General features: G+C 51.0%; 11 protein-coding genes. 5 read left to right on the forward strand and 6 right to left on the reverse strand.

The window, feature by feature from the left end; all coding sequences use genetic code 11:
* The first annotated feature begins 159 nt into the window (after positions 1-159).
* From Q5Y71_RS08575 to katG, 4 genes are all read left to right on the forward strand, one after another.
* Positions 160-852: a TetR/AcrR family transcriptional regulator gene (locus Q5Y71_RS08575; RefSeq protein WP_306041646.1), complete on the forward strand. Its 693-nt coding sequence runs from the start codon at positions 160-162 to the stop codon at positions 850-852.
* A gap of 467 nt (positions 853-1,319) precedes the next feature.
* Entirely contained in the window at positions 1,320-1,571 is a 252-nt protein-coding gene (locus Q5Y71_RS08580; protein WP_301416704.1) for a YdcH family protein, read from the forward strand.
* A gap of 84 nt (positions 1,572-1,655) precedes the next feature.
* Positions 1,656-2,258 (forward strand): glutathione S-transferase N-terminal domain-containing protein, encoded by a 603-nt coding sequence (locus Q5Y71_RS08585; RefSeq protein ID WP_306041647.1) that lies wholly within the window; start codon positions 1,656-1,658, stop codon positions 2,256-2,258.
* 341 nt (positions 2,259-2,599) lie between these two features.
* Positions 2,600-4,873, forward strand: coding sequence for a catalase/peroxidase HPI (gene katG / locus Q5Y71_RS08590; RefSeq protein ID WP_306041649.1), 2,274 nt, complete (start codon positions 2,600-2,602; stop codon positions 4,871-4,873).
* Positions 4,874-5,140: 267 nt separating this feature from the next.
* Here katG and Q5Y71_RS08595 read toward each other — a convergent pair whose 3' ends face one another.
* The 6 genes from Q5Y71_RS08595 to Q5Y71_RS08620 all read right to left on the reverse strand — a co-directional run bounded on the left by Q5Y71_RS08595 (position 5,141) and on the right by Q5Y71_RS08620 (position 12,611).
* Entirely contained in the window at positions 5,141-7,348 is a 2,208-nt protein-coding gene (locus Q5Y71_RS08595) for a DPP IV N-terminal domain-containing protein (RefSeq protein WP_306041650.1), read from the reverse strand.
* Positions 7,349-7,898: 550 nt separating this feature from the next.
* Positions 7,899-8,765 carry an S-formylglutathione hydrolase gene (gene fghA / locus Q5Y71_RS08600; protein WP_306041651.1) on the reverse strand — a complete coding sequence of 289 codons (867 nt, stop codon included), beginning with the start codon at positions 8,763-8,765 and terminating at the stop codon, positions 7,899-7,901.
* Positions 8,766-8,779: 14 nt separating this feature from the next.
* Positions 8,780-9,913: an S-(hydroxymethyl)glutathione dehydrogenase/class III alcohol dehydrogenase gene (locus Q5Y71_RS08605; protein ID WP_306041652.1), complete on the reverse strand. Its 1,134-nt coding sequence runs from the start codon at positions 9,911-9,913 to the stop codon at positions 8,780-8,782.
* 253 nt (positions 9,914-10,166) lie between these two features.
* Positions 10,167-11,180: an AraC family transcriptional regulator gene (locus tag Q5Y71_RS08610; RefSeq protein ID WP_306041653.1), complete on the reverse strand. Its 1,014-nt coding sequence runs from the start codon at positions 11,178-11,180 to the stop codon at positions 10,167-10,169.
* 509 nt (positions 11,181-11,689) lie between these two features.
* The gene (locus Q5Y71_RS08615) at positions 11,690-12,109 is read right to left on the reverse strand and encodes a CBS domain-containing protein (protein WP_301416689.1); all 420 of its coding nucleotides are present in this window, start codon (positions 12,107-12,109) and stop codon (positions 11,690-11,692) included.
* Between the two features lie 73 nt (positions 12,110-12,182).
* Positions 12,183-12,611, reverse strand: coding sequence for an Hsp20/alpha crystallin family protein (locus Q5Y71_RS08620; protein ID WP_301416687.1), 429 nt, complete (start codon positions 12,609-12,611; stop codon positions 12,183-12,185).
* Between the two features lie 279 nt (positions 12,612-12,890).
* On the opposite strand from Q5Y71_RS08620, the gene Q5Y71_RS08625 reads away from it, so the two are divergent.
* A complete protein-coding gene (locus Q5Y71_RS08625) occupies positions 12,891-13,328 on the forward strand; it encodes a host attachment protein (RefSeq protein ID WP_306041655.1) in 438 nt (145 codons plus the stop codon).
* The last annotated feature ends 72 nt before the right edge of the window (positions 13,329-13,400 follow it).

Consider the following 13,400-nt stretch of genomic DNA (forward strand, 5'->3'; position numbering starts at 1 on the left):
CTTTTAATTCGGAACTATCCCACAAATCTAACAAAATTCTCTTGCTCTTCGAAATTGGTACGATGATAATGATCACTTCCAGAAGACAATTTTTTACAAGGAAGTAAAGCGCATTTTTAGCACGTACTAGTCTGCGCTTGTCTAAGGGGGGAATGCAACTTGAATCAAATTGATCGATGCGCTACCATCCGGCGCGATACTGCCAGTCCACGCAAGCCTCAACGTAAAAACGGTCGCGAGAAGTACGAAAAGCTCCTCGACGCACTGGAAACGCTGATTTCCGACCAGGACTCTACTGATATCAGTCTGGCCAACTTAAGCCAGGTAGCCGGAGTTCCCGCAGCCTCTGTCTATCATTTTTTTCCCAGTGTAGATGCCAGTCTCACCGCACTGGCCGAGCGCCACTACAAATCTTTTGGCGATTTGGTACTAGAATATTCAGATTTTCTGCCTACGGAAAGCTGGCAGGATATGCTCTACCAGCTTTGCGATCTGGTGCGCAACTACTACGAGGACAATATTTCTGCATTAAAGGTGCACTATGGCCCGCAGTCCAGCTGGGCACTACGCCAGTTGCAGATGGAAAATAACTGGCGCCTTGCCGATACTCTGATTAAGAATCTGTCTCGCGAGTTCGAGTTACCACCATCACAGGACTGGCGCGACCGCTTTATGTGCGCCATCAACATCAATGATGCCTTTTGTTCCCAGGCTTACTCGCGCTTTGGACGAATTACCAACGAAGCCGCAGCCGAAGGAAAGCGGGCGGCAGCAGCCTATCTGAAACTGTATCTGGGAGAACTGCTGCAGCGGCGTCAGTTGCGCTTTGCCCCCATGGAAGCATCGGCCTGAGGCATTCGCAGGCACTTGCACAGCAAACCCCGGGTGGCGAACCCGCCATCCGACAATTTCTGTTATCGGTTTTATTTTTTCTCTTGCGCCAGCCTATTCTTTCAGACGCTTATTGTATTTGTATTTTTTCACAGTTTTCTAGCAGCATCCCAACTGCTGAATTGCTCTTTGGATAAAACCATTGCCTGCACCAGTAAACATCCTGTTTCCTATCCACAGTTTCCGCAAAGCATGTTCTCAACCCCACTTCACAACTGACTGTCAGATCACTGCTGTACAATCCCTTGAGGAAAATCATTTTCCCACATTAATCCAGTATTTCAGCGCAGGCTGACAACCCAGTTGCGGAAGCCATCTTTGGGCGTCATCTCTTTCCCGCACTCTGCAGAAACTGCCAGTTTGTGACTGCTCGGACCTAAACTAGAATAGAAAGCACAATTCTAACTGAGCCAGGTGGAGGTTCTATTATGTCCATAGCCTCACACGAACTGTTGCTGGATTTTCCCGAATATGCCGATATTATCAGGCGCCTGCTCAACGAAGACATGAATTTCAAATTGGAAAACGATCTTTACCAAAGGCTGGACAAACGGATTCGCGGGCTTCAGGAAAGCGGTATCGGCACTGACGACGATCACTATGCCAGCCTGAAAAAACAGCGAGCCTACCTGAAGCAACATCTGTATAACCGCATTATTGGCACTATTACGCATCACTAGGCTGGTGCAAACTTTTTTCTGGACATCGCCAGCACCCCTCAGCATACTCAACAGGAGTGACAATCAGACCGGGTAGGTAGTGCCATGCAACTCTATTTGACCTATTCCTCCCCTTTTGCCCGCAATGTTCGTATCGTGGTCTATGAACACGGGCTACAATCTTGTGTCTCGGAGCACTTCTCCCACCCATTTCATAATGGCAAAGAGTTAACCTCCAGCAATCCTCTCGGCAAAGTGCCCTGCCTGAGCTTGGATAATGGAACTACCATTATGGATAGCGAAGTCATCTGCGCCTATCTGGACAAACAGTTGGGCGACGGCCGTTTAAGCAAAGCCCTGGACAATGACTGGAACCTGAAAACACTTTACAGTGCCGGCACCGGGCTTATGGAGACACTGGTATTTCGGCAGGTGGAAAAGGTACGGGAGCGAGAGGGGTTGGCCTCAGAATTTTGGTGGCAACGCTATAATAACGCAATTGTTCGCACATTGAATTTTTTCGAATCCAGAATTGCCCAGCTCCCCGATACACTCAGCCTACTTCATATCAACCTTGGCTCTGCGTTGTCTTACCTGGACTTCCGGCACGAAGATTTTGAATGGCGTAGTGAGCGGCCACAGTTAGCTGTTTTTTCCAAGAATCTGGAAGCACTTGAAAGCTTCAGCGCCAATACCCTGCACGAATAGCCCCAACCTTCCCACTTTGGCCGGATATTCCCATCCTGTCAGGAAGTTGTTCACTAAACTGTCATATCCACCTCCGCTAACCCGAGCACTCTAGTGGCGTAACTATGGCCTGACACTTTGCGGATGGATTTTCCTTTAGGATATTCGCAAGTTACCGGGTGTATTGAATCATCCTGGCCGATCCTGTGCCGACAGCCACAACCCACTGCTGAAATGAAAGAGCTGACAAGTTTCCACTGGTAAAAAATACCCAATGTATGATTTATTTCTACAACAACAGAAAAACCTTATATAGTAAAGAGCTGAGGTCTGCATTTCTTACTTAGATGGAGATGATTCTGATGTTAATAAAAAAAAATTATTTTTATGTCGCTTTGTTACTCAATCTATTCATACTGGCGCCAGTAAGCTTCGCTGCCACTGAGGAGGAAGTTGTAACTGCTCCCGTAACCCGTGAAGGCCCCGTTAAGGGGCAGCCAAAGTCAAACCTGTTTTGGTGGCCAGATCAACTTGATCTCAGACCCCTTCGCCAACACTCTCCCAAGTCCAACCCCATGGGCGAAGACTTTGATTATGCCGAGGCATTCAAAACCCTCGACCTCAAGGCGGTAAAGAGTGATATTGAGGTACTGTTAAAGACCTCCCAGGATTGGTGGCCGGCAGATTTTGGCCACTACGGCCCATTCATGATCCGTATGGCCTGGCATAGCGCTGGAACCTACCGGATCGGCGACGGTCGCGGTGGCGCCCGCGGTGGGCAACAGCGATTCGAGCCCCTCAACAGCTGGCCGGATAACGCCAGTCTGGATAAAGCACGGCGACTCCTTTGGCCAATCAAGCAGAAATACGGTCGCAAGTTGTCCTGGAGTGACTTGATGATTCTCACCGGCAATGTCTCCCTGGAATCCATGGGCTTCAAGACTTTCGGTTTTGCCGGCGGCCGGGAGGATGACTGGGAGCCGGACCTGGTCTTCTGGGGACCTGAAACCACCTGGCTCGCTGACGAGCGTTACACGGGAGATCGCAATCTGGAAAAACCCCTTGGCGCGGTGCAGATGGGCCTGATTTATGTAAACCCCGAGGGGCCCAATGGCAAACCAGATCCAATCGCTGCCGCCAAGGATATTCGCGATACCTTCGGTCGTATGGCCATGAACGATGAAGAAACAGTGGCACTGATTGCCGGTGGTCATACTTTTGGCAAAACCCACGGTGCGGTCAAGGCGGATTGTCTGGATCCCGAACCCGCAGCCGCACCCATAGAACAACAGGGGCTCGGTTGGAAAAACAAGTGTGGCAAAGGCAATGCAGAGGACACCATGACCTCTGGACTGGAGGGTGCATGGTCGGCCGCGCCCATTAACTGGAGCCAGCAATATCTGAACAATCTGTTTAACTTCAATTGGGTAAAAACAAAAAGTCCCGCCGGAGCCGTTCAGTGGGTACCCGACGATCCCAGTGCAGCCAACCTGGTGCCGGATGCCTTCGATAAAAATAAGCGCCATGCGCCCATTATGTTTACAACCGACCTGTCACTGAAGTTTGACCCGATTTACAAGGAAATTGCCCAACGCTTTCGGGACAACCCGGAAGAATTTCAGCGTGCTTTCGCCAGGGCCTGGTTTAAACTCACACATCGCGATATGGGCCCCCGAGCACGTTATCTCGGTATTGAAGTCCCGGACGAGGATCTTATCTGGCAGGACCCAGTACCAAAAGTGGATCATCCCCTGATCAATGACGAGGATATCTCCCAGCTCAAATCCAAAATTCTCGATTCAGAATTGAGCATACCGGAACTGGTGAGAACCGCCTGGGGATCAGCTTCCACCTTTCGCGGCTCGGACCTGCGCGGTGGCGCAAATGGAGCGCGTATACGGTTGGCACCCCAAAAGGACTGGCCCGTCAATGATCCCGATGAGTTGGCCAAGGTGCTGGCAAAACTGGAAGAGATCCAGCAGGATTTTAATAATGCGCAATCCGGTGGTAAAAAGGTATCCCTCGCAGATATCATCGTCCTTGGTGGATCGGCAGCTGTGGAAAAAGCAGCCGAGGCAGGCGGGCATAAGATTGAAGTGCCCTTTACACCGGGTCGGACAGATGCCTCTCAACAACAAACAGACATCAAGTCTATAGCAATGCTCGAACCAGTTGCCGATGGCTTTCGAAACTATTTCGGTTCAGGTAACGGCAGATCCCCAACCGAGTGGCTGGTGGACCGCGCAAGCCTTCTTACCCTCAGCGTGCCCGAAATGACGGTTCTTATCGGCGGCATGCGCGCCCTCAACGCCAATACCAAACAAACCCCGTATGGCGTCTTCACTGATCGTCCTGGGACTTTGTCCAACGATTTTTTTGTCAATCTGCTGGATATGTCTACCGAGTGGTCAAAGTCAGAGAAATCGAAAGGGATTTATGAGGGACAGGACCGCAAGACCGGTGAACCCAGATGGAGTGCAACTTCCGTGGACCTGATTTTTGGTTCTAACTCTGAGCTGAGAGCTGTCGCCGAAGTGTATGCTTCCAATGATGCCCAGGAAAAATTCGTAAAGGATTTTGTCAGTGCCTGGACCAAAGTAATGAATCTGGATCGTTTCGATCAAGACAATACTTGACCAGAAGGAAAAGCAATAACGCAATCAGGTTAAATTCTTGGCCGACGGAAAAGGTGTTGGCGGCAAAAAAACTCACTGTTAGCAAACCGGGCAATCGTGCCCGGTTTGTTTATTGAGTGGGATCATTCCAGCACCGAAACAGATTGTCTGGGCAGAACTGCTTGGGAGGAGCGGCTACCAAATACAGGCACATACTTTTACTGCCATTAAAGGGTCCAGTATCTCGAAGCCCTGGAGACATCTCTCAAACTGCCGGATAAACAGCCCTCAACGACCATTGCCAAGGTGGCGATCAAAGAAATCCTTGATCAAGGTATACTGGTGAATTCGGGTTTTTTTGCCGCGCAAACCGTGCTTCTTGCCCGGATAGGTCATCAACTCAAACTGCAGGCCCTTATCCTGCAACTGCTTGATCAACTGCGTGGTGTTGGTGAACAGCACATTGTCGTCCGCCATACCATGGTAGACCAACAAATTTCCCTGCAAACCTTCCGTATAGGGGAAAACGGAAGAGGCACGGTAGGCATCTCCATCAGAATTCGGATTGCCCATATAGCGCTCGGTGTAATGGGTATCGTAGAGCGACCAGTCTGTAACCGGTGCACCGGAAACACCTGCTTTAAAATATTCGCCTGCTTTAAACAGGCTCATCAAAGCCATATATCCGCCATAACTGTGGCCATAAATGCCAATATTGTCTTTGTCCACAAAAGGCAGTGAACGCAGGAATTTCACACCGGTTATCTGGTCTTGCACCTCGGGACCGCCCATATTCTTGAATATGGGGTTTTCAAACGCAGAACCCCGATTCGCAGAGCCGCGGTTATCCAGGGAGAATACAATATAGCCCTGCTGAGCCATATACTGATTAAACTCCCTATCCCAATTCTTGGTCACCACCTGCGCATGGGGGCCGCCATACACATAAACCATAACCGGGTAACGTTTATCCGCGTCAAACTCCGCAGGCTTGTAAAGGCGGTAGTGCAGTTGATGCCCCTGAGGTGCCTGGATAGTACCGAACTCGGGGAAAATCCAGTCGCTCATATAAGGATGCAAAGGATGTCCTTTGACAACCGCATTTTCCTCCAACCAGGTAACCCGCTCACCACCGCTTCGGTGCAGGCTGACCTGGGGTGGGGTATCTATGTTGGAGAATGTATCGATATAACCCGAGGCATCCTCGGCAAACTTAATTCTGTGCATGCCGGGTCGTTTGGATAAACGCTGAATTTCTTCCTCGCCCTGTAAGGGTACTGCATACAGATGTCGCTCTAACACAGTATCCTTGCGCCCTGTGAAATAAACCAGTCCAGCTTTTTCATCTACCGCTTCCAACTCATCGACCACCCAATCCCCGGAGGTTAACTGCTTAAGCAGCTTGCCTGTCAGCGTGTAAAGGTAGAGATGCCTGTACCCATCCCTCTCGGAGGACCAGATAAATTGATCACTACCTTCCAGGAAATACAAGTCATCGTTGAGATTAACCCAAGTATCACTGGATTCTGTCAGGAGGACACGGGAGGTACCAGTTTTCAGATCGAAGAGGCGCAATTCCAGCTTTTGCTGGTCGCGGGACTGCCATTGGAAACTCAGCAAGTCCTCCCGCGCCCATTTCACCCGGGGGATATAGATATCCGGTGTCTTACCAAGATTTATCCAGCGGGTTTTGCCGGACTCTACCTCTATCACCCCCAGGCGGATTTTTACATTGGCGCGGCCAGCAGCCGGATAGCGCTGGCGAATGATATCAATGCGATCCGCATAGATTTCGCTGCGGGTTACTTCATCCACTGGCGACTCATCCACTTGCAGAAAAGCGATATAGCGATCATCCGGGGACCACCAATAGCCGGTCATACGGCCCATTTCCTCCTGGGCAACGAATTCCGCCATGCCATTTTTGATCGGCCCTTCGCCATCGGTTGTCAGGGGGCGTTCCGCTCCGCTTGCCAGATCAACAACGAAAATATCCTGTTCGCGAATAAAAGAGACCTGCCGCCCCAAAGGGGAAACACGCACATCGGTCTCGAACACTTCCGTTTCAGTCAGCCGCTGTGCGGATCCGGTCTTCAGCTCGTAGTAGTAAATATCTCCGGCAAGGGGAAACAGCAGGGACTCACCATCCTCAGACCAGCTGTAGCCCATAATGCCACTTCCATAGAGACGTTGTCGTTCCCGCCGAGCCTTTTCCTCATCGGACAGGGTTTCAGCGCCACTGTGCAGATTGTCGGAATTCACCAGTATACGGGATTGACGATCGGCAATATTGTACTCCCACAAATCGTAGCGGTTGTAGTCATCTTCACGGCCTTTCAGAAAGGTCACGCGACGGCCATCGGGTGAATACTCCAGCGCACGGGGAACAGACCCTTTCAAGGCGGGGTCGGAGAACAATCGCTCAATAGTAAGCGGCTTTGCAGAACCAACTCCCGAAAAAACAACACTTATTAGTGCAAGCAACATTCGTTTCATAGGGCAACTCTTTATTAGAAGGACTTACCAATCCGCCCGTGAAGTGATTGGCACACAGCCACTAGGAGAGCGGGACTCATCAATACCCCTGCACTCGGGCAGACTGTGGAGCCAGTGCAACACAGGAAATGGCTATGGTCAGCTGGCGCGAGCCCTCGCGATACAGACTGCACCGCGCGATGGCATCCCTACTTCAAGGGCACAAAGCCAGTGGGTTGTAAAAACCCGATTAAACTGGTGAATAAACAATACTATAGATCTCTCAGCAAGGCATCAGTTTCTATTAAGGACTCTCCTGCAAAAAGAGGTGCATAGTGCCTCAGGGTAACTGACAAACACTCCTGCTACTATCACAAGCTTTTTTAGGTTTTGGTTCTGCTTAAGCAGCCTTGGCAGTGCTTTGATCTTACCCCGGCTTCAGCAGATCCGGGGTAAAATGAACAAGTGTCCTCTCTTATTGACTGCACTATCAGTTGTTAATTGGAGGTAATCGTTTCTTTCCTTTTTAAGGTTAAGCAATTCCCCTTGAGAACCCCCATTCCATAAAAGTTCAACGTGTACTTTCAAGGCGATTTCTCAACAAAAAATCCGCATGAAAGCGCAAATGTGCCTCTATAAAAGAGGCAATGAAATAATAACTGTGGTCATAGCCAGTATGGCGCTCCAGCCGAATCGGATAACCACAGGCTTCAGCGGCCATCTGCAGGGCTTCAGGCCGCAACTGCTGTTTGAGAAATTCGTCCTCTTCCCCCTGGGAAATGAACAGGGGCCGGTGAAGGGTCGCACGGCCTACCAGCACTGTCGCGTCGTACTCCTCCCAGCCGGTGGTATCGGCTCCCAGGTAAGCACCCAGTGCTTTTTCACCCCAGGGGCAAGCCATGGGGTTGCAGATCGGACTGAAAGCCGAGATAGAAGTGTAACACTCGGGGTTCCTCAACCCGATCACCAGAGCACCATGCCCCCCCATGGAGTGCCCACTGATTGCGCGGCGCTGATTTATCGGAAAATTGGCCTCGATCAATAGCGGCAATTCCTCTACGATATAATCATACATTTGGAAATGTTGCTTCCAGGGCGTCTGTGTGGCATTGACATAAAAACCCGCCCCTTGACCCAGATCATCAGCCGGATCATCAGCGACGTCCATTCCCCGAGGACTAGTATCCGGCATCACCAGAACAATGCCCAGTTCGGCGGCCATACGCTGGGCACCGGCTTTCTGGCTGAAATTCTCGTCCGTACAGGTGAGGCCGGAGAGCCAGTAGAGAACCGGATATCGGTGCCCAGGTTCCCGGTCGGCAGTCTGAGGCAGGAAAATGGAGAATTGCATCGGGCAACTCAGGACCTTAGACCAGTGTCGATATTGCTGCTGCAGGCCGTCAAAAGATTTGGTACCACTGACAAGTTCGAGAGACATATTCCTATTTCCACTCACGCTTGGTCGTAATGAATAACACTGCGAATGCTTGTGCCTTCGCGCATTAAATCGAAAGCGTCATTGATTTTTTCCAACGCCATGGTATGGGTAATAAAGTCATTCAAATGAAATTCCCCCGCCAGGTAACGCTCTACATATTCCGGCAGTTCTGAACGGCCCTTTACGCCACCAAAAGCTGTGCCACGCCAAACCCGACCGGTTACCAGTTGGAATGGGCGCGTGCAGATTTCCTGTCCGGCACCGGCAACCCCGATAATGACAGATTCTCCCCAGCCTTTGTGGCAACATTCCAAAGCAGCGCGCATCACCTGCACATTGCCAATACATTCAAAGGAGTAATCCACACCGCCATCAGTCAGATCAACAATCACCTCCTGAATGGGTTGTTCATAATTATTAGGATTCACACATATCGTTGCACCCAGTTTTTTTGCTAGTAAAAATTTATCCTCATTCACATCAATGCCAATAATCCGCTCAGCGCCAGCCATTTTAGCGCCGATCACCGCAGACAGACCTATGCCTCCCAGACCGAAAACCGCCACGGTAGAGCCCGATTCAACTTTTGCGGTATTCATCACCGCACCAATACCGGTGGTAACGCCACAGCCGAGCAGGCACACTTCTCTAAGTGGTGCCTCGGGGTTAATTTTGGCCAGGGAAATTTCTGGCAAAACTGTGTACTCGGAGAAGGTAGAAGTCCCCATATAATGATAAATAGGCTGGCTATTGATGGAAAAGCGGCTAGTGCCATCCGGCATCAGTCCCTTACCCTGTGTGGTACGAATTTTTTGACACAAATTGGTTTTCCCAGACAAACAGAACTTGCACTCACTACACTCAGGCGTATACAGGGGAATGACATGATCTCCAACCTGCAAACTGGTAACGCCCTCGCCTACCGATTCGACAATCCCCGCCCCTTCGTGGCCGAGGATTGCAGGGAATACACCCTCCGGATCTTCCCCGGACAATGTGAAGGCATCGGTATGACAAACCCCGGAAGCCGTCAACTTGACGCGAGCCTCGCCTTTTTGTGGAGGCATCACCGCGATTTCCTCAATGGAAAGGGGATTACCCGCTTTCCAGGCCACAGCAGCTTTGCAGCGGATGTTATCCGTTCCCATGAATCTTTCCTACTGATACCAGTTAAACGAAACTGGCGTTCAGCATAACTCGTCACCGTGAGCGAGGCAAAAGGGCGGTGGAAGGGGCGTGTGCAGCTGCCCGGAAAACACACATCATTCCCCACTGGTATTAGAGTGATAGAGATTGCCGTCAAACCGACCTTAGCCAATCGATATGTCTAGAAGGATAAAAGGGCTGATTTAACAAGCCCAACATGCAGACCGAACCCGACAAACCGCTGTTGGGTCCCAATCAGTGTATTTCACGTTGATATTTACGCCACTGCAAAGGGGAACTGCCGTGAATGCTCCGAAAAGCTTTTGAAAAAGCGCTGATATCCGTATAACCCAGGCTTGCAGAGAGCAAACCGATATCAATGCTGGAGGCGCGCAAATGCCAGCGCGCTGTCTCCATACGCGCTTGCTGTAAGAGCTGCCTGAAAGAGGTTCCCGAGTCACTCAAGCGTCGCTGCAAAGTACGCATCGGCACGTCCATCAATTGGGAAATCTGCGCCAAACTGTGCTGCTTGGCACCCAGTGTTTGTAAAATCAGGGTGCGTACCTGCGCGGCGATATCCCCCTGGTATTGCTTGATCAGCCCATGGGTAAATTTCTCGAAGTAATTGATCAGGCTGGGGGCGGGGGTGTTGATTGGGCGACGCAACAAAGTGGCATCAAAAATTAGACAATCCCGCTCCTGAGCAAACAGCACCTCAGCATCGAAATACTCCCGATAACGCTGCATAGAGGAAACCGGGGTATGGCGAAACAACACCTGCAAAGGACGGATGTCTGTACCCGCCAGCTCTCGAAACAATCTGCAGGCAGCGCCCATCGCCAACTCACTGTATTGATCTGTGTCACTAAGCCCGGAATAGTGGCTGATCCGCTGCGCCTGCAAGCGCTCCCCCCGCTCCGAGAGTCGCCAGTGGTCCGCCTGATTGTGCAAAACCATATAGCGATGACACGCGCTCAGAGCCGTATCCAGATTCCCCCCATTGAGTAGTAGTTTCCCCAGGATCCCCAGCATTCTCAGCCCCTGCAACTCGGCGAGACGCAGGCCAAAGTCATCACACTGCAACTCCTGCTTGCACACATTCAGCAGGTCTACCAGTGTAGAGATGGAAATCAATATCTCGGGACGGCGCACACAGTTTGGGGGGAGAGAAGTGCGCGCCAGAAGCTCGGCTGGGACACCGCCCAATTGTGGCACAAGTGTATCGAAACCCGCCAAACTACCTATGCGGATTTCATAAGTGGGTTTCATTGATCCATCTCCGGAATTTAGCCTCTACTCCATAATGGCACCAGATTTCGAGTGCTTTGCGGCCCACGCACTTGGGTGCGTCTAAGAGGGTGCGCAATGACAAAGTGCATGGGACAATAACAAAGCGATATGATAACAGGCCAAATCCACTCAGGTAACAGAGGGGTCGTGCCACACCCGATGCAGCCGGGGTTTCGCCACCTGATCGCCACCAACAGAGGAAGCAGCCGGGCTTTCTGACTACGCTTTACAACCCGCCCCAAGGTTACTCACCTGGCAATCAATACTGCCAAACGGCAATTGATAGCCAAGAAAAAAAGAGGAAGCCATCCTGCTTTCGGGTCAACACGGCGTATCAATAGGGATTGTGAAGGAAAAGAAGACACCCACAGCATTTCTGAGGTGGGGGATTACTCTGCCGCGAGGAAAGAGCCCCAATATCGATCCTGTCCGGAAAGGTAGATTTTGGGGCCTATGGGATATTGAAGAAAGGGACCCAAGGACTCCCTTCAGTGATGCGCCGACACCGCCGAAGCAAAATGACCACCTTGCTTGGCAGCAATTGCAGCTGTGATGTCACCTAGGCTCAAAATGCCAACCATGCGCTTCTCACTATTGAGCACTGGCATTCGTCGCAGTAGTTGCTGCTCCATCTTGTGCACAGCAGAGAGCAGGTCATCCTCCTCCCAGCACCACTCGATACCCTCAGTCATGACATCGCGGGCACTCAGTGCTGAGCAAGTTTCCCCTTGCACCACACCACGGCATACAATATCACGGTCGGTTACCATACCGATCAGCCTGTCGTTTTCACCGATAGGTACAGCGCCAATATCTTCATCGCGCAGGATTGTCGCCACCTCCTCCAGTGGCGTATCCGGACTACACCAGGTGACTCCCTGATGCATTGCCTGTTTCACTTTCATCATCAACCTCCGCCTACCCCGAGGAATCGGGTTTCTAGGTGACGAGCTGCTCCCGCCACCTTTGTGGTGTATTGAATCAATGTACTTCGATACGCTTTCTCTGCGGAGGCTGCCCCTCGTGTTTCGGGACTTTCAGGGTCAGAATACCATCCTTAAAGTTCGCATCTATCTCATTCTCACGCACTTCCTCACCCAGGTTAAAGCTGCGCAGGAATTTACCGTAACGGCGCTCCTGGCGTAGTATCTGCCCGTCCTGCTTTTCCTTCACTTCCCGATGCACTTCCGCTTCCAGAGTCAAAACCCCATTTTCCAGGGTCACACTGATATCGTCCTTGCCAACTCCGGGCAACTCGGCACTGATTTCATACATATTCTTCCGTTCACTCACATCAATACGGGGCGAAAAAAACCCCTCCCGCTCGCTGCCAATGGCGCGTGCAGGAAAGAGCATTTGCTCAAACATATTGTCCAGATCCAGCAGGGACCCTCTCGGTATCAGGCTCATAATTACAACCTCTTTACTTCCACCATGCAGCAAGAGACACGGGCGTGACGTGTGAGTCTAAGCCTGTGTCTCTCGCATCTTTAGTTCATTCTAGAAAATCCATCAGCACTCGGGAGGGAGGAACGCCCGCTATAACCATCACAAACAGCATTAAAAAGTGCTTTCTAATTACTTTTTATTTCTCATCGAACAGTACACTAGGCAACTGGCCAATACTCTCTCGCGGTTGGCATAGTATTTAACTAGCATAGAGGTGTAGAAACAGTGGGGGGAATCGCCATGGCACTAGCATGGATCCTGGTGGCCAATCAGTCCCAAGCCAGAATTTTCGAAGTCGAGAAGCGCGCAGGGCAACTCCAAGAAATCGAAGATCTTTTTCACCCGGAATCCCGATTACCTGGACGCGAGCAGGAGAGTGATGCACCGGGGCGCAGTTTTGACAGCCACGGTCAAGGCCGCCACGCGTTGGGCAATTTCTCTGAAATACACCGCCGCAGCGGAGATAAATTCTCTAAACAGATTGCCAAAAAACTAGAGCGGGGCAGGCAGGAAGGCCGCTATGAAAAATTATACATCGTGGCAGAGCCCTATATGGTTGGCAGTTTACGCAATGCCCTCAAAATACCAACCCGTGCGACCGTCGCCTGCGAGACAGGCAAAAATCTAGTGGATTTTCAACCAGAAGAGATACGCGCGCAGCTGCCCATCTGGTTATAGCTCTGAGAGACTGCGTGTTTTCGGGATGGAGTGGTCACCGGAGAGAACAACAGGCTCCATCAGCTGCTATTC

The organism is Microbulbifer sp. 2205BS26-8 (genome assembly GCF_030731025.1).
GTDB classification, from domain to species: domain Bacteria; phylum Pseudomonadota; class Gammaproteobacteria; order Pseudomonadales; family Cellvibrionaceae; genus Microbulbifer; species Microbulbifer spongiae.

Bases quoted from the DNA above. Each gene is read 5' to 3' on its own strand.
- Q5Y71_RS08580 (WP_301416704.1), top strand. From the start codon at position 1,320: ATGTCCATAGCCTCACACGAACTGTTGCTGGATTTTCCCGAATATGCC.
- Q5Y71_RS08595 (WP_306041650.1), bottom strand. From the start codon at position 7,348: ATGAAACGAATGTTGCTTGCACTAATAAGTGTTGTTTTTTCGGGAGTT.
- fghA (WP_306041651.1), bottom strand. From the start codon at position 8,765: ATGTCTCTCGAACTTGTCAGTGGTACCAAATCTTTTGACGGCCTGCAG.
- Q5Y71_RS08625 (WP_306041655.1), top strand. From the start codon at position 12,891: ATGGCACTAGCATGGATCCTGGTGGCCAATCAGTCCCAAGCCAGAATT.
- Q5Y71_RS08615 (WP_301416689.1), bottom strand. From the start codon at position 12,109: ATGATGAAAGTGAAACAGGCAATGCATCAGGGAGTCACCTGGTGTAGT.
- katG (WP_306041649.1), top strand. From the start codon at position 2,600: ATGTTAATAAAAAAAAATTATTTTTATGTCGCTTTGTTACTCAATCTA.
- Q5Y71_RS08620 (WP_301416687.1), bottom strand. From the start codon at position 12,611: ATGAGCCTGATACCGAGAGGGTCCCTGCTGGATCTGGACAATATGTTT.
- Q5Y71_RS08605 (WP_306041652.1), bottom strand. From the start codon at position 9,913: ATGGGAACGGATAACATCCGCTGCAAAGCTGCTGTGGCCTGGAAAGCG.
- Q5Y71_RS08610 (WP_306041653.1), bottom strand. From the start codon at position 11,180: ATGAAACCCACTTATGAAATCCGCATAGGTAGTTTGGCGGGTTTCGAT.
- Q5Y71_RS08585 (WP_306041647.1), top strand. From the start codon at position 1,656: ATGCAACTCTATTTGACCTATTCCTCCCCTTTTGCCCGCAATGTTCGT.